This window comes from Thalassolituus sp. UBA675 (assembly GCF_002297765.1).
Classification (GTDB): domain Bacteria; phylum Pseudomonadota; class Gammaproteobacteria; order Pseudomonadales; family Oceanobacteraceae; genus Thalassolituus.
Window position 1 is genome coordinate 1 of record NZ_DBNJ01000006.1, and the last position, 18,028, is coordinate 18,028.

Annotated in this window: 20 protein-coding genes and 2 tRNA genes; 9 read left to right on the top strand and 13 right to left on the bottom strand. The window is 52.8% G+C overall.

The window, feature by feature from the left end; all coding sequences use genetic code 11:
* Positions 1-73 precede the first annotated feature (73 nt).
* Positions 74-150 (bottom strand) — tRNA-Met (locus B3007_RS02335).
* A gap of 95 nt (positions 151-245) precedes the next feature.
* A tRNA-Met gene (locus tag B3007_RS02340) sits at positions 246-322 on the bottom strand.
* A gap of 232 nt (positions 323-554) precedes the next feature.
* Here B3007_RS02340 and B3007_RS02345 point away from each other — a divergent pair.
* Positions 555-1,610 carry an AraC family transcriptional regulator gene (locus B3007_RS02345; RefSeq protein WP_301377971.1) on the top strand — a complete coding sequence of 352 codons (1,056 nt, stop codon included), beginning with the start codon at positions 555-557 and terminating at the stop codon, positions 1,608-1,610.
* Here B3007_RS02345 and B3007_RS02350 read toward each other — a convergent pair whose 3' ends face one another.
* From B3007_RS02350 to msrA, 7 genes are all read right to left on the bottom strand, one after another.
* Entirely contained in the window at positions 1,611-2,066 is a 456-nt protein-coding gene (locus tag B3007_RS02350) for a hypothetical protein (RefSeq protein WP_068442222.1), read from the bottom strand.
* A gap of 54 nt (positions 2,067-2,120) precedes the next feature.
* Entirely contained in the window at positions 2,121-2,663 is a 543-nt protein-coding gene (locus B3007_RS02355; RefSeq protein WP_068442226.1) for a hypothetical protein, read from the bottom strand.
* A 17-nt stretch (positions 2,664-2,680) separates the two neighbouring features.
* Positions 2,681-3,364, bottom strand: a complete 684-nt coding sequence (locus B3007_RS02360; protein WP_068442229.1) for a class I SAM-dependent methyltransferase — start codon at positions 3,362-3,364, stop codon at positions 2,681-2,683.
* On the bottom strand, positions 3,351-4,409 hold the full coding sequence (locus B3007_RS02365) for a murein transglycosylase domain-containing protein (protein WP_301377972.1): 1,059 nt from the start codon (positions 4,407-4,409) through the stop codon (positions 3,351-3,353). Before B3007_RS02365 ends, B3007_RS02360 begins: the two co-directional genes overlap by 14 nt.
* 86 nt (positions 4,410-4,495) lie before the next feature.
* Positions 4,496-5,104, bottom strand: a complete 609-nt coding sequence (locus B3007_RS02370) for a Yip1 family protein (protein WP_068442231.1) — start codon at positions 5,102-5,104, stop codon at positions 4,496-4,498.
* Between the two features lie 163 nt (positions 5,105-5,267).
* The gene (locus B3007_RS02375; RefSeq protein WP_301377973.1) at positions 5,268-6,116 is read right to left on the bottom strand and encodes a TatD family hydrolase; all 849 of its coding nucleotides are present in this window, start codon (positions 6,114-6,116) and stop codon (positions 5,268-5,270) included.
* 10 nt (positions 6,117-6,126) lie between these two features.
* The gene (msrA, locus tag B3007_RS02380) at positions 6,127-6,762 is read right to left on the bottom strand and encodes a peptide-methionine (S)-S-oxide reductase MsrA (protein WP_301377974.1); all 636 of its coding nucleotides are present in this window, start codon (positions 6,760-6,762) and stop codon (positions 6,127-6,129) included.
* A 34-nt stretch (positions 6,763-6,796) separates the two neighbouring features.
* On the opposite strand from msrA, the gene B3007_RS02385 reads away from it, so the two are divergent.
* The 3 genes from B3007_RS02385 (at position 6,797) to B3007_RS02395 (ending at position 10,221) form a co-directional block, all read left to right on the top strand.
* Complete coding sequence (locus tag B3007_RS02385) at positions 6,797-7,558, top strand: MBL fold metallo-hydrolase (RefSeq protein ID WP_297533201.1); 762 nt, start codon at positions 6,797-6,799, stop codon at positions 7,556-7,558.
* Positions 7,551-8,195, top strand: coding sequence for a class I SAM-dependent methyltransferase (locus B3007_RS02390; protein WP_297533202.1), 645 nt, complete (start codon positions 7,551-7,553; stop codon positions 8,193-8,195). The genes B3007_RS02385 and B3007_RS02390 overlap by 8 nt, the downstream gene beginning before the upstream one ends.
* 97 nt (positions 8,196-8,292) lie before the next feature.
* Positions 8,293-10,221 (top strand): VacB/RNase II family 3'-5' exoribonuclease, encoded by a 1,929-nt coding sequence (locus tag B3007_RS02395; protein ID WP_301377975.1) that lies wholly within the window; start codon positions 8,293-8,295, stop codon positions 10,219-10,221.
* An 87-nt stretch (positions 10,222-10,308) separates the two neighbouring features.
* On the opposite strand, the gene B3007_RS02400 is transcribed toward B3007_RS02395, so the two are convergent.
* Positions 10,309-10,773 carry a hypothetical protein gene (locus B3007_RS02400; RefSeq protein WP_068442244.1) on the bottom strand — a complete coding sequence of 155 codons (465 nt, stop codon included), beginning with the start codon at positions 10,771-10,773 and terminating at the stop codon, positions 10,309-10,311.
* Between the two features lie 258 nt (positions 10,774-11,031).
* Here B3007_RS02400 and B3007_RS02405 point away from each other — a divergent pair, with 258 nt between their 5' ends.
* Together B3007_RS02405 and feoB are read left to right on the top strand one after the other, a co-directional pair.
* The gene (locus B3007_RS02405; RefSeq protein ID WP_301377976.1) at positions 11,032-11,268 is read left to right on the top strand and encodes a FeoA family protein; all 237 of its coding nucleotides are present in this window, start codon (positions 11,032-11,034) and stop codon (positions 11,266-11,268) included.
* On the top strand, positions 11,265-13,565 hold the full coding sequence (feoB, locus tag B3007_RS02410; protein WP_301377977.1) for a Fe(2+) transporter permease subunit FeoB: 2,301 nt from the start codon (positions 11,265-11,267) through the stop codon (positions 13,563-13,565). The genes B3007_RS02405 and feoB overlap by 4 nt, the downstream gene beginning before the upstream one ends.
* 65 nt (positions 13,566-13,630) lie before the next feature.
* Here feoB and B3007_RS02415 read toward each other — a convergent pair whose 3' ends face one another.
* Positions 13,631-14,242: a flavin reductase family protein gene (locus B3007_RS02415; RefSeq protein WP_076513947.1), complete on the bottom strand. Its 612-nt coding sequence runs from the start codon at positions 14,240-14,242 to the stop codon at positions 13,631-13,633.
* 129 nt (positions 14,243-14,371) lie between these two features.
* Here B3007_RS02415 and B3007_RS02420 point away from each other — a divergent pair, with 129 nt between their 5' ends.
* The 3 genes from B3007_RS02420 to B3007_RS02430 all read left to right on the top strand — a co-directional run bounded on the left by B3007_RS02420 (position 14,372) and on the right by B3007_RS02430 (position 16,360).
* Entirely contained in the window at positions 14,372-15,340 is a 969-nt protein-coding gene (locus B3007_RS02420) for a bile acid:sodium symporter family protein (protein ID WP_301377978.1), read from the top strand.
* A 263-nt stretch (positions 15,341-15,603) separates the two neighbouring features.
* Complete coding sequence (locus B3007_RS02425) at positions 15,604-15,816, top strand: cold-shock protein (RefSeq protein WP_068435608.1); 213 nt, start codon at positions 15,604-15,606, stop codon at positions 15,814-15,816.
* 109 nt (positions 15,817-15,925) lie between these two features.
* Positions 15,926-16,360: a DUF1289 domain-containing protein gene (locus tag B3007_RS02430; RefSeq protein ID WP_297533208.1), complete on the top strand. Its 435-nt coding sequence runs from the start codon at positions 15,926-15,928 to the stop codon at positions 16,358-16,360.
* Here B3007_RS02430 and B3007_RS02435 read toward each other — a convergent pair.
* Together B3007_RS02435 and B3007_RS02440 are read right to left on the bottom strand one after the other, a co-directional pair.
* Positions 16,342-17,121 (bottom strand): hydroxypyruvate isomerase family protein, encoded by a 780-nt coding sequence (locus B3007_RS02435; RefSeq protein ID WP_301377979.1) that lies wholly within the window; start codon positions 17,119-17,121, stop codon positions 16,342-16,344. The two genes, B3007_RS02430 and B3007_RS02435, sit on opposite strands and share 19 nt — an antisense overlap.
* Entirely contained in the window at positions 17,118-18,008 is an 891-nt protein-coding gene (locus B3007_RS02440; protein ID WP_301377980.1) for an NAD(P)-dependent oxidoreductase, read from the bottom strand. Before B3007_RS02440 ends, B3007_RS02435 begins: the two co-directional genes overlap by 4 nt.
* Between the last annotated feature and the right edge of the window lie 20 nt (positions 18,009-18,028).

The following is an 18,028-nucleotide window of genomic DNA, read 5'->3' on the forward strand; positions in this document are numbered from 1 at the left end:
GACTGCTCCACCCCGCGACATCAGATAATTTAAAGTTTATCTAAACTTACGACCTTGCGATCGTCTTTTAAGTTGGTTGCGGGGGCCGGATTCGAACCGACGACCTTCGGGTTATGAGCCCGACGAGCTACCAGGCTGCTCCACCCCGCGACATAACTCTGACAAAAACGCAACTCTTGAGCAGTAAGGTTTGAGTTGCTGTAACCAACAATCTGAACATGTCCTGATGACAGTATTAAGTCTGTTGGTTGCGGGGGCCGGATTCGAACCGACGACCTTCGGGTTATGAGCCCGACGAGCTACCAGGCTGCTCCACCCCGCGACAGAGGCTGCGCATATTACGCCCGGTACCATCATGTGTCAACACCGATGACACAAATGGTGCCAGAGACAGGAAAATTATGACAAATCGGTGATTTTTTGTTCAACGGCTATTGGTGCAATCGCAGGTTGGTGATAACTTACACTTTCAGAGTCGGGTCAGATGCGCCACTTCAGGTAGGTTGTATCGGCACCGACAAAAATAAGAAAAATAAAAAGACATTCTGAACCCTATGAGCACTAGTCCAGCCAATACTATGACGACGGCGGCATTACAGCCCCTGTTGCGCCTACTGGAGAGCAAAGGCATCTCCAGCAGAGAATTGCTGGGTTCCCTGGGTCTGGACGCACCATCAGTCACCAGTGCAACACAGCGTATTTCGATCAACCATTTTGATCAGTTACTTGAGCAGGCATCCCGCCTCCTCGACGATCCAGCGATTGGACTGTCCGCAGGCCAACGCCTTGAGACGCCGAGTTTTTATCTGCTTGGGTTCCTGATCAGTAGCTGCCAGACCGGCAGAGAAGCTTTAGCGGTATTGCGCCGTTATTACGCCCTAATCAGTGATAGCCGGGCACCGGACTTCTTTATCGGCCAGGACTCCATCAAAATCGTGTTCTACGTCACCGAGGGTACGCCTTTTGGTAGCCAGACGCGCTCTGAATTTATCGCATCGGGCATCCATACGGCTGGCCAGGCGATCGGTGGAAGCTACTATCAGATACAGGGTCTCGGATTCCGGCACCCACCGCCTCAGCATAAAGATCGTCTGCAGCGGTTCTTTGATGTGCCTGTGCAATACAATCAGGCGGAGAACTGGGTAAGCTTTTCCAGTAAGCATCTCGACAGCCCGCTCGCGTATGCGAATCCACAGCTGTTTTCAATGCTACGGAGTGAGGCTGAGCAAGCACTTGCGAGGTTCAGTAACCTCAAGACTTTCAGCCAGAGAGTGATGCACATTCTGTATCAGTGGCCTGAAACTGTGCCGATGACAAAAGATGCCGTGGCTGAACTACTGAGCACCAGTAGCCGTACTCTGACCCGCCGTTTACAGGAAGAAGGCTGTCAGTTCTCGACCCTGGTTCGCGAGGTTCGCCTCGAAAAAGCGAAAGTGGCATTAAAGTCCGCACGCACGGATGTACAGCAGCTGGCACTGGACCTGGGCTTTTCTGACCGTCGAGGTTTTGAACGAGCGTTCAAACAGTGGACTGGAGTTACCCCTGCCGCCTATCGCCGTCAACAATTAGCGGGCACTGCTCAGGTGCTTGAAGAAGAGAATGCCGACTGATTACCAGTCATCAACGGACAGCGCCGCTCGCACGGCGCTGATCTTTTCTGCCTGCTCAAGATTGGCAAGATCCTCAAACAGTGCTCTGACTTCGGCCGATGATGCATCGGCCGCGAGTTGCTGATACGCCGAAATCAGATAATCGTCCACTTTTAACGCCAGCTGAACCAGTTCAGTGACGCTGATATCCATGTGTAGCTCTCTTGCATCCATCACTATGTCGGCGACGTCCGCCGCTTCAAACTGGTGCCATTCGCTGAGTATTGCTGCTTTGTTTCCGTCGCGGTAACGTTCAAGTGCGGTTGCCAGGCGCTGCTCGTGATCAGCAAGCAACTTAAGCATCATATCCACGCGCTCACGCTGGGTGTCGTCACGCAACCGCTCGTACAAAGCAGAAGCGTGTCGATGCAGCCCTTCGCTGAACTCAAGAATGTCACCTACGGTCCGATAGCTCATCAGCAGCCCCTTATCTGATCGAAATATCTCCGGTCAGTATCCACGCCCCGTCCTTCAGTGCGCGTGACCAAATTGTTGTTCAATCTTTTTAATATAGGGCTGAATCAGTGCTTTGTCGCCTGCGGGTACATTTTCAACTTCGCTGATCATCGACAACGTGCCTTCAAGCATGTTACGCATCATGTTTTTCTGCGCGGCAGGCAGCGGGCTGGCATCGACCTGACTCAGCTGCTTTTCAATTGCTGCGCGGCTTGGAATCTTCCCTTCCATGGTGGTTGCCAGGTACGCCAGCGTAATCTCACCTGAGTCATCCGCCCAGGCTTCTGAGGAATCATAGCCCTGCTTCTTTACGACAGACTCAAAGTCATCCGCAATACCGGCCTTCTCCAGCTCAGTCAGGGCGTTGTCGAACATATCTGACATTCCGCCTTTACCGGGCTTCATAAGATCCTGTTTGTTGACCTTATCCTGATTCTCTTCAATCCAGTGTTGCACGGGTTCAAGGCTTGCCACCCAGCGCTCTACCTGACTTTTAGTAAGTTCAGCATACGCCGGCACAGTGAGTGTTAACGCCGCCAGAAGAGTAAAAAATCGCATTCTTTTTATCCTTAGTATCAATTAAGTATTACCTGGTGGTTCCGACAATAAATGCCAATCTGAACCTCTTCATCGAAATCACCAATCATAGGTAACGTCGATGTTACGATTGAGTCCAGGCACTGAAGATCGACAAAATCCGGCGCTACTTTTTCCGACTCTGCCAGCAACCATTCCGGGACAGATAAAGTCAGCGCACGAAGATCGTCGCTGCTCGAAATATCGTACAGAACATCCGCCGCCAGCACGACATCGACTTCAGGCCAGTCCTCTCCGTTTGAGACCACGTGCACATCAATTCCGTTCAATGCGGCATTCACCCGGGTCGCCATCAAGGCATTAGGGTCCAGATCGGCAACCCAGACTTCACTGGCTCCGGCCATGCCCGCGGCTATTCCGGCGATGCCGGAGCCGCAACCAAAGTCGAGAACGCGCTTCCCTTCAACAAGATGGTGATTGTTGGCGATGTAGCTGGCCAGTGCTCGCCCACCTGCCCATGCGAAGGCCCAGAAGGGCAAACGCTGCCAGAAACGGCCAATCGCCTGAGTATCAAGACTGAGATGATCATCAACCTCTAACAGCCACAGCGCCAGCAGTTCGTTATCCAACCAACGCCGGGACAAACGTGCGCCCGGCAAGGCCAGAGACGCAGTCAGCTGTTCCAGCTCACGCGCAAAAGGGGTGTTTTCAGAGGGAGGCATATTTGCGTTTTCTCTCAGTGACTTTTTTCAGGTAGTTGCGGGTTTCTGCCTTTGGATGGCGTCTGACAATATGCTGATAAACCTTCGCTGCAGATAGGCGATTAATACGCCGCATCGCTTCTTTGCGGTCCCGGTGAAAACTTTTCAGCAGCTGCCCGGCACCGCCGTTATAAGCTGCGATCATACAGTACTCGCGCGCTACCGGATCCTCAATACCACGCAGATAGTTATCCCGCAGAATGGAGAGATAGGCCGTACCGAAATCAATATTGTTGTTGGTATCCATCAGAAAGGAGCGCCCCGGCACCGTGTCGCGACGATAGATTTTCTGCATAACATCCCGGCCGGCGGTACGGGGCATAACCTGCATCAAACCAAACGCGCCAGCATGTGAAACCGCGAATGGGTTAAAACTGCTTTCTGTTTCGATCACTGCGTAGATCAGTGCGGGAGAGATCTGGTATCTCTGCGCAGCGAATCGAACCTGCTCGGCAACACCGCGTGCTGCGACCACCTCATGCTGGCGCACCATGGAGATCTGAACCCGATAACCGCGCCCTGTCTTATTCACTTTCTGGCGAATCAGATAATCGGCAAACCGTTGTGCCCGCCATTGTGTACCGACTTCTTTGCCTTCCTGATCTAAGACCTGACCTAAAAGAAAAGGAGTGCCAGTGAGACCAAAATCAGCTGCGGTATAGAGGTCTACAAGCCGAGGGTCGGCAGGGGTAAGAAGGATACTCACAATTGCCTGGCGCAACTGCTGCAGCGGTTCGTCCCCGCCCCGGGTTTCTACACGTACCTGACCACCGGCAAAATCGACCTCGACCTGAGTGTGGTAGTCATCCAGATAACGGACGAGCGTGTGTGTGCCCGACTGGCGTGCATCCTCACCCCAGATTTCAGCCTGATCCGGTGACAAAAAATCCAGCAGAACCGTCTGCAGGTCCGCTGGCATTTCATCAAAATCAGAAGGAAGCTCATTGGCCAGAACAGGCGCTTCAACCACCAGCACACTGCAAAAAATACAGGCGAAAAAACGCACGTCACACTGCCACTAATCAAAACATCAGCAAGCAGTGTAACCGCTTTCAGGCGAAAGCGATAAACGGATAATTCAGCGGCAGGAACTCAGCTCAAAATATACTGAGGGCTCATTCCCAGCCCCCAGAGGATGACAGTGATCGCCATACCTCCAACCAACATACACATGCCTGCTGTCATAACCATGAAAGAGAACATAGCGCCCTTACTTTCAGGGATGTCCATAAACACAGGAACACCGGTAAACAGCAGATGGAGGCTATACATTGCGGCAATACCGACAACGATGGCGTCGAACCAGAACACAGGAAAGAATCCAGCTGCACCGGCAAGAAACATCGGCGTTGCGGTATAGACCGTCAGTAGCAGGCATCGCTCGTAGCTGGTGGTTGTGCCAAAGGCATGCTCGAGAGAGTGGATAATAAATGACATCAAAGCCAGCCCCAGCAAGAGGCTGATATAGAATGCCACTGCAATCGCTGCAGCACTGCCGATACTGAGGAATACCAGATCCTGCCCTGCGAAGCTCCAGCCCATCTGGGTCGTTCCTGTGAACAGAGCAAACGGCGGGATCATCGCCAGCAGTAGCGCGTGTTTAACGTAGACCTGAGTAATGGTTTCTTCGGGTTCACGGCTGATTTCGCGCCACTCGCGGCGCGCATCGTACAACAGACCGAACATGTGATTGGAGAACATAACAACCCTCCCTGACGGGTTCGCGGCGTTGGTTAAGGCCTCTTTACTGAAGTCTGGTCCGGGGACTAATCCGGGCGTATTTAAGAGACCGGGCGAACCAAGCTACGCCTCTGAAACATGCCCAGCAAGGGATCTTTTCAGCCCCTTTCATTCGGTCGGATTGTCAGTCCTTAAGACTATTAAAAGCTGAGTTTTCAGACGAATTTACCGCAAGCAAAGGAAAAATCCGGTACAGATTCTGCTGCTGAATCTGGGCAATTTCAGACAAGGAGTCCATGTTGCGCAACCTCGCTAAGATGGCACCGTAAAGCGGAATCATCGCCGGAACATTGACCCGACCACCCAGGAATGCGGGAAGCATATCTGGCGAATCGGTCTCGAGTAGCAGAGCCTCAGAGGGCAAGGCCGTAAGCGTGCGTCTCAGGCGCTGCGCACGAGGGTGTGTCATGGCCCCTCCCACTCCGAGAGCGAAGCCCAGCTCATGCCAGCGGCGCCCTTGCTGCTCACTACCAGAAAACGCATGTACCAGGCCGCCATACGAGAAACTCCGGCGACGCAGAAACGACCACAGCTCGTCGTGCATTCCCCGGACATGCAATACCAGTGGCAACCGCAAGTGTTCCGCCAGCTCGACTTGCGGCTGCAGCCATTGCCACTGAGTTTCCATAGCTACCTGACCTGACTTGGCCAGATGAACATCCAGCCCTGCCTCACCAACGGCTGCTGACTTCAATTGCTTAAGCGCCTGCTCAAGAAAGTTGAGATCAGAGGAGTGGTGTTCATGACACCAGTATGGATGCAGACCTGCGAGACAATGCTGATTCCAGCCTTGCGACGGTCTTTTCATCAAAGCTTCTGTCAGAGCGCGACTGACACCGGGAATCATGACACCCGCAACGCCTGCAGCACTCGCCTGCGCCCAGTCGCCTTCCCGACGGCCTTCATACACCTCGAAGTCGAAATGGCAGTGAGCATCAAACCATTGCAGTGAAGCTTCTCCGGCTGATTTCATGCGCTGATATTCACGCCTCTGGAAAACCGACAGAACAGCCCGCTAAGCCGCAATAGCCGTTCGGATTCTTCGCCAGATACTGCTGATGATACGTTTCTGCGAGGAAATAGCTTACGTTCGAGCGCAGCTCAGTCGTGATCTCAGGGTAGCTCGCGGCGCTCAGTAATTGCTGGTACTTATCACGGCTTGCCTTCGCAATTTCAAGATCATCATCACTGTCCGTGTAAAGTGCTGAGCGGTACTGCGTACCCACGTCATTACCCTGTCTCATGCCTTGAGTAGGATCGTGATTTTCCCAGAAGACTTTAAGAATGGCTTCCAGGGGTATTACCGCAGGATCAAACCAAATTCTTACCAGCTCGGCATGCCCTGTATGGCCAGAGCACACTTCATCATACGTCGGGTTGCGGGTATGACCTCCGCCATAACCAACAGAGGTGACTTCCACCCCCGGCAACTGCCAGAAAAGTCGCTCAGCACCCCAGTAACAGCCCATTCCGACGATAATTTCTTTCAGGCCCGGTGGACAAGGCCCGGTAATATTACGACCATTAACAAAATGTTCAGGCTCGACCGGTATAGCTTCCTTCCGCCCCGGCAAAGCCTCCAGTGCTGTTGGTATCTGCATTAACTTCGGACGCCACATCAGCGATAACCTCCTGAAAAACTGGCTGAGTATCATGACCCGGAACTCCGTATCATATTCACTATTCTTCACCGGTACAGGCAGCGGTGGCAACCTGTCGGTGGGCTCATCGGCTGCCGTACTGGAAAAAAACGGCAGCCCACTGCTGTTAATTGACTGCGGCCCCGGCACTCTGAACACCTATGCCGAACACTATAACGGGCAGTTACCATCAGCAGTATTTCTGACGCATTGCCACCTCGACCATATTGCTGACCTTGAAATTCTCACGGTACGGGCGCGCCTCAGGAATGCGCCCCCCATTCCACTGTTTGTTCCCGTATCACTGATTACTCTGCTGCATCAGCGACTGGCCACTTACCCGGGGCAGATGGCCGAAGGAGACCACGACTTCTGGCAGTCATTTCAATTACGTCCGGTCTCTGATGCTTTCCGCTATGGCGAGGAAGACTTCCGTATTTATCCGACACGCCATCACGGCCCCGGTTCCAGCTTTGCACTGCAGTTGCCCGGCGTCTTTTTCTACAGCGGAGATACCCGCCCTGTGCCTGAACTACTTCATCACGTGGTCAGCACCGAAGAAAAGCTGTTCCACGACTGCGGTGTTGACCCCAACCCCTCTCATACCGGGCTCGCTGATCTCGCCCGGGAATACCGCCCGGATATCTGTCAACGCCTGACGCTATACCATTACGCTGATGAATCTGCAGGGGCCGAATTGAGCAAAGCCGGGTATCAGATAGCCTGCCCCGGGCAAACGATCAACCTTCGCCCGGAGCGAGCTGGCCATGAGTGATCAGCTCAACAAACTCATTCAGAAAATGCATTCGGAGGCACAGGTCACTACCCAACAGTTGCCCCAATGCCCGGAGATATCTCTGTGGTTAGTTGAACCCGAATCCATGAGACGAGCCTTTACTCAGGAAGAAATTTTACAGATTCAGGCTTACCCAGCCTATTGGGCTTTCTGCTGGGCCAGTGGTCAGGTTCTCGCCCGGGCCATTCTCGATAACCCAGAATGGGTGCGCAATAAAACCGTCATCGATTTTGGCGCAGGTTCCGGCGTGGTTGCCATTGCCTGCGCCATGGTCGGTGCTGAACGGGTTATCGCCTGCGACATTGACCCGGATGCCCTGGAATCCTGCGCGATCAACGCAAAACTCAATCAGGTGACAATTGAACTGCATGACGATATTTTCACGCTGGAGGAAGATGCTGACCTGCTGATCGCTGCCGATGTACTTTATGATCGCGCAAATCTGGCATTTCTTGATGTCTTCAGAGAAAAGGCACCCTCCGTGCTAGTTGCCGATTCCCGGATCAGAAACTTCGACTTTCCACCCTACCGATCTGTTTCGGCCTTCGACTCTTTTACCGTTCCTGATCTGGATGAATTAGACGAATTCCGCCGCGTCACACTCTATCGTGCATAAGTGAAACTCTGAGATCCGGATCAGAAGGCGACGAGTACTCGAAGCCCGGACACAATTCCAGTAAACTTGCCGCTTTTTGAGACCAGAGTCCCTCCGGATGCTTGATAAGAACGCACTTACGCAGCTGAAACAACTGAAGCAGGAAATCCACGATAACACCCCTCGCTATAAAGGCCTGGTGCGTGGAAGCCACGGTCGGTTCGGCTTTGTCGGCACCGATGAAGGGAAGAGCTATTTCCTTTCCCCCGACGAAATGGAAAAAGTCTTACCGGGCGATACCATCGACTTCCGGGTCGAACCGGCTGGCGATGATAAAGAGCAGGCGATCATTGAAAAGCTGCTCGAGTCCGAACTGAAGACCTTTTGTGGCCGCTATATTGTCCGCGGCAAAGGTCACTTTATTGACCCGGACCACGACAAACTGAACCGCTGGATCTTCGTTCCCCCACAGGATCGCCTGAACGCTGAAGACGGTGACTTCGTTTCAGCGACACTGACCCGCCATCCCTTCCCTAAGGGAAAAGCCCAGGCACGCATAGATAGGATCATAGGGAAAGAGACAACGCCTAATATCGAACGTCTCTTTATGCAGGCTCGCTTTGGTCTCGATAACGAATTCAGTGAAGAAGTAGTGAAGGCCGTCAATGAGATTGATGCCAGCCAGATTGAAACTCAGGCCGCTGAACGCACCGATCTTACTCATCTGCCTTTCGTCACGATCGATTCTGCAGGCACTCGCGATATCGATGATGCTCTGTTTGCAGAAGCTCACAGCGATGGCTGGACATTATGGGTGGCTATTGCCGACCCTGACGCACTGATTCAGGCAGGGTCAGCTCTGGAAGATGCAGCAGCGAAACGTGCGACATCAGCATATTTTGCTGACAGCGTCGTGCCTATGCTTCCAACTGAGCTGTCTGAAAACTTCAGCTCACTGCAGGCCGGAGAAAAACGTCTGGCGATGGTGGCAGAGCTTCGCCTCGATGCTGACGCGGGTGTAAAAGAAACCAAGCTGCATAGCGCGATCATCGAGAGCAAGGCCAAACTTACCTACTCTCAGGTTGCTCAGCTGATCGACAGCGGCTGTGATGACATTCCAGCCGAACTGCACGGTCCCGTACTGCACCTCGCAGATTGCGCCCGCGCACTGAACCAGTGGCGCCAGGCTAATTGTCTGGTGATGGAAGACCGCCCTGACTACAAGCTTGTGCTCAACGAGCAAGGTAAAGTCGATGAGATTGTACGCATCGAGCGCAATGCTGCGCACAAGCTGGTCGAAGAGTGCATGCTGGTCTGTAACCGTAGCGTTGCCGAGTGGCTCCGTAGCCAGAACGCCGGTATGTTTATTCAGCAGAGCGGTATCCGTACCGAGCGCCTCGGCGAAGCCGCTGCTTTGTTAAAAGAACAACTGGGCCTCGAGCAAAAGCCAGACCTCACAACACTCGAAAGCTACGTTAAGTTACTGCAGCAAGCCACCACAGCAGAAACTGACCTGCCTCTGCGTACAATTCTGAGTCGCCAGATGGACCGCAGCGTATTTGGCCGCGAAGGCTCCCCTCACATGGGGCTCGGCTTCAGCTGCTACACCACCTTCACTTCACCGCTGCGCAAGTACAATGACCTGCTGATTCACCGCACTGTCCGTGCACTTCTGAATAACGAAACGCCGCCTGCGTTTACTGACGAACAGCTCAGTAACATCCAGGACCGTCAGAATCGCGCACGTATGGCCTCTAACCTGTCGGAGCAGTGGCTGAAACTTGAATGGTTGAGCCGTCAGGAAGAAGGCACACTCTACGATGCGACCATTGTTCATATGAACAGCAGCTCGATTACAGTACGCCTGAACGATTCTGGTATCGACGGTGTCATCGACCGCCGCAAAACCAAAGGCGGCTGGAAATTCGACAGCAAAACCATTGCTCACAGCAACGACAAAGCGCGCTTTGTTCTTGGCCAGGCAATGAAAGTCGAAGTGCAGGAAATTGATGTCAGCAAACGTGCACTGCGTTTACGGATAGCATAAGGCTATAAATACAGCGCCTCTCAATAAAGCGCCAATAAAAAAAGGGCACCTTGAATAAGGTGCCCTTTTTTTATTTAACGACGGTGCTCAGTCAATTTTCCAGGTGCGGACAATCTGAATACCGTGTTCGTCAATCCACTGGTCAAGCTGACGAGGGTTACGCTTAATCTTTTCGACTTTTTCCTGAGTCGCTGGATTGCGATATGTACCTACAGCCAGTTTAGGCTTAGGCAGTGAAGACGCTTTCTTGTCGCCTTTCTTCGCTTCGCGATTCAGCGTCTTCTCGAAGTGACGCTTCAGGTTGTTATAAATAGACGATGGCGATTCGCTTTTTGCCATACCCACCAACCAGGCTTCAATCTGCTCAGAGCGGGAAACATAAAGCTCGTCTTCAGTCAGAGCGTTCTGGTTGCACAAACGCTTGATCGCTACATCAAACTCTTTCAGTCCTTCGATCTTTTTTTCCTGATCTTTCTTCAACTGCTCCAGTTCAGCAATCTGCTGTTGGTGCTGACGAATTTTTTTATCAATGTCCTGATCAAATACAGACACGCGGTAACCTCTGATTAAAAGATATTATAGGGGTGCTCTATCATTTGCAGACATATTGGATATATATGCCCGCTGATATATAGGGTGCGCCATACTACCGAATAAATGGTTTAAGGCAAATATATTAAAATATTCGCGAAGTAGTATTTCTATATTCCGCTCTGTAAAGTCTTGTCTGCTTTAAGGACATCAGGCTCCGGCTTGCTTACACTAATGATAAGAATTATCATTAAGCACCATTTCCCGAGATCAGAATTCATGACCAGTACCACACTGGATCAGGCAAGCGTTGGCGCCAAAGCCACGATCACAGGTTTCTCGGCCGTTGAAACCAACTTTCGGCGAAAACTCCTCGCGCTGGGTGTCATGCCCGGTGCCGAAGTCCAGGTTATGCGCCTGGCGCCACTCGGCGATCCTATTCAGATTCAGTTACGTGGTGCATCTGTCAGCCTGCGGAAACAAGAAGCAGCCATCATTGAGGTAGATCTACTTTGACTCAACGCGCGACCATCGGTGTCATCGGTAACCCGAACTGCGGTAAGACCACTCTTTTTAATGCGCTGACAGGCTCACGTCAGAAAGTGGGTAACTGGCCCGGCGTAACCGTCGACCGAAAAGAAGGTGTACTCACCCTTCGCAACGGCCAGCATACGCTTGTCGACCTGCCCGGCACTTACGCTCTCGACAGTCATGATGAAGAGCTTTCGACGGACGAAAAAATCGCCCGGGAATTTGCTCTGAGCGGCGAAGCTGACCTGATTATCAATATTCTTGATGCCACTAACCTGCACCGCAATCTGTTTCTGACGTCACAATTGCTCGACATGGGCGTGCCTGTGGTTTGCGCAGTCAACATGATCGACGTTGCCGAGCGCGAAGGTATTCACGTCGACTGTCAGGTCCTGTCGCAACGCTTAGGTGTCCCTGTTGTGCCAATCGTTGCCTCAGACAATGTCGGGGTTCCGGAGCTCTGCCGCACCATCGCCCATAAGCTTGAACATCCGACGGTCGCAACTCCGATGGTACGACCGGATAAAGATCTGGATGTCGCCATTGATGAACTTCAGGCGCAATTGCAAGGGCACGTGACGAACCCATTCTGGACTGCTCTTCGAGCGCTTGAGTGTGATGTCTATTCATTACAGCCTCTCGACAGCGAGATCCGCCAAAAAACGGCACAGCTGGCTTCCGAACTCAGAGCTAAGCTCGAAGAAGCTCACGCACAGCCTATCGACGTGCTGATTGCCAACTGCCGTTACAGAAGCATTGAAGTACTTCTCAGAGATGCCCTCACGATCCGTAGCCAGGGTAGATCAATCACTGAAAAAATTGATGCCTGGGTTCTCAACCGCTGGCTTGGCATCCCCTTCTTCTTCTTCATGATGTATCTGATGTTCCTGTTCGCTATTAATGTGGGCGGAGCTTTTATCGACTTTTTTGATATCGCCTTTGCGACTGTGTTCGTTGATGGTACTCACGAAATCATGGACAGCATCGGCGCGCCGCAGTGGTTATCGACCCTGATCGCCGACGGCCTCGGCGGTGGTGTCCAGCTAGTAGCTACCTTTATCCCCGTGATTGCCGGGCTCTATCTCTTCCTTTCTGTCATCGAAGACTCCGGTTACATGGCGCGCGCCGCTTTTGTTATGGACCGGCTGATGCGCAGCGTAGGCCTGCCCGGAAAATCCTTTGTTCCTCTGATCGTGGGTTTCGGCTGCAACGTACCGGCGGTGATGGCTGCGCGCACTATGGATACTGAGAAAGACCGCCTGCTAACGATTGCGATGGCACCCTTTATGTCATGTGGTGCCCGCCTGAGTGTTTACGCTCTCTTCGCTGCGGCCTTCTTCAGCGAAAATGGAGCCTTGATGGTCTTCGGCCTCTACATTCTGGGGATTGTGATGGCAATGCTGACCGGCGTTGCACTGAAAAATACCCTCTTTAAACCCGAGCTGACGCCGTTTGTTATGGAACTCCCGGCGTACCATATTCCAACGGTGAAGGGCGTTCTGCTGAAAACCTGGGAGCGTCTGCGCTCATTTACTCTGCGCGCGGGTAAAACGATCGTCACTGTGGTTGTCATCCTCAGCTTCCTGAATTCTTTCGGTACTGACGGTAGCTTCGGTAATGAAGACAGTGACAAATCAATACTGTCCAGCATCGCCCGCACAGTCACACCAGCCTTTACCCCGCTCGGTGTACAGGAAGATAACTGGCCTGCAACCGTCGGTATTATCACAGGCATTTTCGCCAAAGAAGCCGTCGTCGGTACACTGGATGCGCTTTATTCGCCTGCTGAAGCAGAGGCTACAGAATACGACCTTTGGGGCGGTCTGGCGGAAGCGACAATGACCATTCCTGATAATCTTGCCGGCCTTGCTGACGCGCTGCTCGACCCTCTGGGCCTTTCTCTTATCGGCGCAGATCAGGGTGAAGAGCAAGGCGTTCAGGATGCGACCTTCAATACCATGGAAGTGCTGTTTGTTAGCCAGTGGGCCGCCTTTTCATATCTGGTGTTCGTACTGCTGTATACGCCATGCGTAGCCACCCTCGGGGCGATGGCACGTGAATCAGGCATGCGTTGGATGCTGTTTGTGACTGGCTGGAGCACCGGCCTGGCATATACAACGGCCGTCATCGTTTACCAACTGGGACAGCTTGGCAGTACGCCAGCAACTGCGGTAAGCTGGATTGCCGGATGCGTAGCTTTCATTGCCCTCTGCTTGTGGCGGATGCGAGCCTACGGTAAGGCACGGGATGCTCGGATGATCCCGCTTACTCAGGTCGATTAAAGAAAAAACGCCGGATTATTAATCCGGCGTTTTTGCTTGTAGCCACACATTTTCTAATTGCAGTTTCACTCCGGGCGCGGACGAACCATTCGCTCACCAAGGGCAGCGTAATCAGCCCCGCCCAACCGCGCCAGAGGATTCAGCAACTCAGAATCCAGCTTGAGACGCCCATCGACGTCGGCAGCCACACCTTCATCAATAAACATTCTCTCAATCTCAAGAAAGACAACATGCTGAGGCCCGGCGCCAAGATCAACTTGCTGCTGGTAGCGACAGAGAAAAGCAACAGGAGCCGCGGCCACCCGTGGAAGCGGCCAGTTTTCCTGCGGCTCGACAGGGATATCAAAACTGCTGGTTTCGCTGACACCGGCAGCCAGTGTCGCTGAACTCATATTTAACGAATCCACCTGGCTGGCATCGGCGATATTGACGACGCACCAACCCGAGCGTTTGAGATTACGGTAACTGTCTTTTTCAGTCCCTGCGGACTTCTGACCAATGGAGACGACAAGAGTCGGTGGCGCCGAGCATACAGGCGCGAAAAAAGAATACGGAGCCAGATTCAGACCGCCGTCTTCCTCGGCAGTCAATATCCATGCAATCGGACGTGGGATCACTGACTGCACCAGTAAGTGGTAACGCTCTACCGGGGTTTTATCGCTGAACTGAATATCCAAAATAGCTCCTTAGGAACACCGAAAGTTAAAAAATTTTCTGTCGCAGCGCTCAGGTTCGAGGCTGGAGGCGCTCTTGCACCTGTACACAATTACCGATATAACCGCCCACCTGATACCGGAGACATTACTATGCTTAATGCCGAGCGCGCTTTTCCATTTCTGGCTGTTATCGTGAGTCTTCTGGCCTGGCAAAGTCCTGAGCCATTGCTTGGGCTGACCGGCGCCATTGTACCGCTTCTGACCATCATTATGTTCTCTATGGGGCTAACGCTGCGCTTCAGCGACTTCAGACGTATCTGGCAAAAGCCTCAGCCTGTCGCCCTCGGGATCATTCTACAGTTTGGACTAATGCCTCTCATCGCCTGGGGACTCGCACTTCTCTTTGCATTGCCCGCGGAAGTCGCTGTTGGGCTTATCATCGTTGGCGCATGCGCCGGTGGCACAGCATCCAATGTTATGACGTTTCTCGCCAAGGGCGATGTCGCACTTTCTGTCACCATGACCACGGCATCCACCCTATGGGGCGTATTCCTGACGCCGTTTCTGATTGCATTCTACGGACGTAATTACACAGAAGAGCTGGCCCATAGCGGTATCATTGATATCGACACCGTCGGCATGTTGCTGATGATCGCTAAGATCGTTGTTCTCCCCGTGGGCGCCGGTGTTCTGGTTAATCGCTGGCTACCTGCCATTCAGAAAAGCGTCAGCCAATATCTGCCGGCACTCGCGACCGGAGCCATTCTGTTGATCATTGCAGTGATCGTTGCCAGCAATGCTGATGAACTGGCGGTAATAAGTCACTCGCTGATTCTGGCCGTCGTCCTGCACAACTTAATCGGCTTGCTCGCGGGTTACGGGATTGCACGCTGGAACGGTAACACCGAAGTCGAAGCGCGGACCATTGCACTGGAAGTAGGGATGCAAAACTCAGGGCTCGGCGTCGCATTGGCCAACAGCTTCTTCAGCCCTCTGACTGCCCTACCCGGCGCTCTATTCAGCGTCTGGCAGAATATCGCTGGTGCTGTTCTGGCAGCCTTCTGGAAATGGCGGACTGAACGTCAGATCCGACGCGCTTTGAGCAAAGACGACAATTAATACAAAACTTATACAAAGAGGCCTCTTTACCACGGGATATTTCCTCAGTAACCGCTTGGTATGCACGGAATCTTGGGATACTATGACCGCGTCTCTCGTTTTTGGGGAGGCCGATTGACGAGTGCAGCATATGAATTTATGAAGCATCTTGGTCGATAAGGGCATTATAGAAAGACCTTCCGGAAGCCCCGGCCAGTGATTGACTAATGCCGTAACATAGCAAGCCCGCTGATGTAATCAGCACAATATCTCAGGAAAAAAGTATGGCAAATTTAGTTCAAGGCACAGTCAAATGGTTCAATGACGAGAAAGGCTTCGGCTTTATCGCTCAGGATTCCGGAAAAGACGTTTTCGTTCACTACAGTGCAATCAACGGCAATGGCCGTCGTTCACTGGAAGAAGGCCAGGCCGTAACCATGGAAGTGGTTCAGGGTCAGAAAGGTCCTCAGGCAGAAAACGTAACTCCTGCCGAATAATTGCTGTGGCCCGGTCTGATTCCGGGCCCGCATTTTCCTCCCCAGAGCTTCCCGCTCGACACCAGCCCAAATGCTGGTACTCTGTGACAAAACAAAGACAAGTCTGTTTATGTTAGATCAGGGTGAACTCTTCACAATTCCTAACCCATGTCGGGGTGTCTGCACAGCCAATAACAAGGGTTATTGCAAAGGCTGCCTGCGTTCCCGCAAAGAACGTTTCCACTGGAATGAATTCACTCCGTTTCAACAGCAACTTATTATTAATCTTTGCGAGAAACGTCGCCTGAAAATATTGGCGGGGCCGGGCGAAGAAGTTACCGAAGAAGAAACAGACATTTCCCAGCTCGACCTGTTTCTGGCAGATACTCTGTCAGAGAAGATCGCGCAGGAGAATGCCCAAAAAGCACAGAAAGCCGCTGAAGTTACCGCCAACGAAAGCGAAGGCCAGACGGCAGAGTCGCAGCCGCCAGAGGCTGAATCACCTTCAGAGCCTGACCCGGTTCCCCCACGCGGCAGCAAAGACGATCAGTTCGACCTGTTCTGATACTTTTTCATCCACCCAAGTCCTGCGGAGGTAGTATCTTCCGGTCTGTATTCAGCACCATACCAGCCCTGATAACCAGATTGCTCCGCGGCAGCAAACAGGCGCTCAAAGTTCAACTCGCCAGACCCGGGTTCGTGCCGACCTGGCACATCGGCAAACTGGATATGACCCAACTGAGCACCATAGGTCGTCAGCAGAGATTCTACAGGCTCCCCCATCCGCGCCATGTGGTAGATATCAAACTGCATTCGGATATCCCCGTCACTACTTTCGGTAAAGCGTCTCATGTCTCCAAAAGAAGAGATGAGAAAGCCCGGCATATCAAAGGTATTGATCGCCTCGAGTGTCAACTGAACTCCCAATGGCGCCAGCTGTGTTATCGCCTTTTGCACATTGCTACTCAACACTTCCAGAGCAGAAGATCTCTCTTCGTCTGCAGCTCGACCGGCCAGTACATTAACGTAACGAGGTCGCAACACCCGCACGTATTCAACACATTCGGCCAAGGCCGCTTCGAAATCAGTTTCCCGACCAGCAACACAAGCCAGCCCCTTTCCGCCTGACATCAGGTCTCCGGCGGGAATATTAATCAGTACGCACTCAAGGCCTGTGTCATCGAGCGCTCTGCGGAGTTCATCCGCCGGCGTGTCGTAAGGAAACTGGATTTCTACCGCCGTAAAGCCATCCTCAGCCGCTGCGGCAAAGCGTTCCAGCATAGGTAGCTCGGTGTAGAGCAGTGAAAGGTTCGCCGTCAGCTTCATGCCTCTTCGTCCTTGCTGCTGTACATTTCTATCAGGGTGCAAGGGTCGCGCTCAGCACTGCCCTGCGTAGCATGCAGACGCATCAACTCAGCCGCCTGCCCCGCCATAGGTACAGCGCTGGCGGAATCTTTCGCTAATGCGTTTGCCATATCCAGATCTTTCAGCAGTGTTTTCACATGCCACTTTACCGGATCAAAATCACGCTCTGCCATCCGTGGGCCGGTCAACTGAAGAGGGATAGAGTCAGCGAAGCCGCCCTTCAATGCTTCGGGTATCTGCTTCGCATCAACGCCGGACTTTTCAGCCAGTGCCATAACTTCGGCCATAACCAGCACATTACAGCTGACGATCATCTGGTTGCAGATTTTAGTGACTTGCCCGGACCCCGTTGGTCCCATGTGCGTGACGCGCTGTGACAAAGGCTCGAGTATAGGACGCATACTATCGATCAACGCGGCGTCACCGCCTGCCATAATCGCCAGTGTGCCCTGCTCGGCACCCGCAACGCCGCCGGAGACAGGTGCGTCTATCCAACGGATACCCGTTTTACTGAGCAGAGCCTCTGCCAATTCACGAGTCGCCTGTGGGTCGATGCTGGAAAAATCAATCAGTACCTGACTATCACGACCTTGCTCTGTTATTCCACCGGGCCCTTCGACAATGGCGCGCACCGCACTTGTGTCTGTTACACAAGTCATCAGGATGTCGGAGCCTGAAATCAGCTCATGTAAGTGTTCACATACCCGTACGCCATGCTCTTTCAGTGGCTTGGACTTATCCGGACTGCGATTCCAGACAGAAACACTGAAGCCCGCCCGATGTAGCCGGAGGCTCATAGGCACTCCCATCAGGCCCATACCGATAAATCCAATACGTTTTGACTGCATGTCGACTCTCCAGATCCGGT

Bases quoted from the DNA above. Each gene is read 5' to 3' on its own strand.
- B3007_RS02425 (WP_068435608.1), top strand. From the start codon at position 15,604: ATGGCAAATTTAGTTCAAGGCACAGTCAAATGGTTCAATGACGAGAAA.
- B3007_RS02435 (WP_301377979.1), bottom strand. From the start codon at position 17,121: ATGAAGCTGACGGCGAACCTTTCACTGCTCTACACCGAGCTACCTATG.
- B3007_RS02385 (WP_297533201.1), top strand. From the start codon at position 6,797: ATGACCCGGAACTCCGTATCATATTCACTATTCTTCACCGGTACAGGC.
- B3007_RS02355 (WP_068442226.1), bottom strand. From the start codon at position 2,663: ATGCGATTTTTTACTCTTCTGGCGGCGTTAACACTCACTGTGCCGGCG.
- B3007_RS02420 (WP_301377978.1), top strand. From the start codon at position 14,372: ATGCTTAATGCCGAGCGCGCTTTTCCATTTCTGGCTGTTATCGTGAGT.
- B3007_RS02360 (WP_068442229.1), bottom strand. From the start codon at position 3,364: ATGCCTCCCTCTGAAAACACCCCTTTTGCGCGTGAGCTGGAACAGCTG.
- B3007_RS02430 (WP_297533208.1), top strand. From the start codon at position 15,926: ATGTTAGATCAGGGTGAACTCTTCACAATTCCTAACCCATGTCGGGGT.
- B3007_RS02440 (WP_301377980.1), bottom strand. From the start codon at position 18,008: ATGCAGTCAAAACGTATTGGATTTATCGGTATGGGCCTGATGGGAGTG.
- msrA (WP_301377974.1), bottom strand. From the start codon at position 6,762: ATGTGGCGTCCGAAGTTAATGCAGATACCAACAGCACTGGAGGCTTTG.
- B3007_RS02345 (WP_301377971.1), top strand. From the start codon at position 555: ATGAGCACTAGTCCAGCCAATACTATGACGACGGCGGCATTACAGCCC.
- B3007_RS02370 (WP_068442231.1), bottom strand. From the start codon at position 5,104: ATGTTCTCCAATCACATGTTCGGTCTGTTGTACGATGCGCGCCGCGAG.
- B3007_RS02395 (WP_301377975.1), top strand. From the start codon at position 8,293: ATGCTTGATAAGAACGCACTTACGCAGCTGAAACAACTGAAGCAGGAA.
- B3007_RS02350 (WP_068442222.1), bottom strand. From the start codon at position 2,066: ATGAGCTATCGGACCGTAGGTGACATTCTTGAGTTCAGCGAAGGGCTG.
- B3007_RS02405 (WP_301377976.1), top strand. From the start codon at position 11,032: ATGACCAGTACCACACTGGATCAGGCAAGCGTTGGCGCCAAAGCCACG.
- B3007_RS02375 (WP_301377973.1), bottom strand. From the start codon at position 6,116: ATGAAATCAGCCGGAGAAGCTTCACTGCAATGGTTTGATGCTCACTGC.
- B3007_RS02390 (WP_297533202.1), top strand. From the start codon at position 7,551: ATGAGTGATCAGCTCAACAAACTCATTCAGAAAATGCATTCGGAGGCA.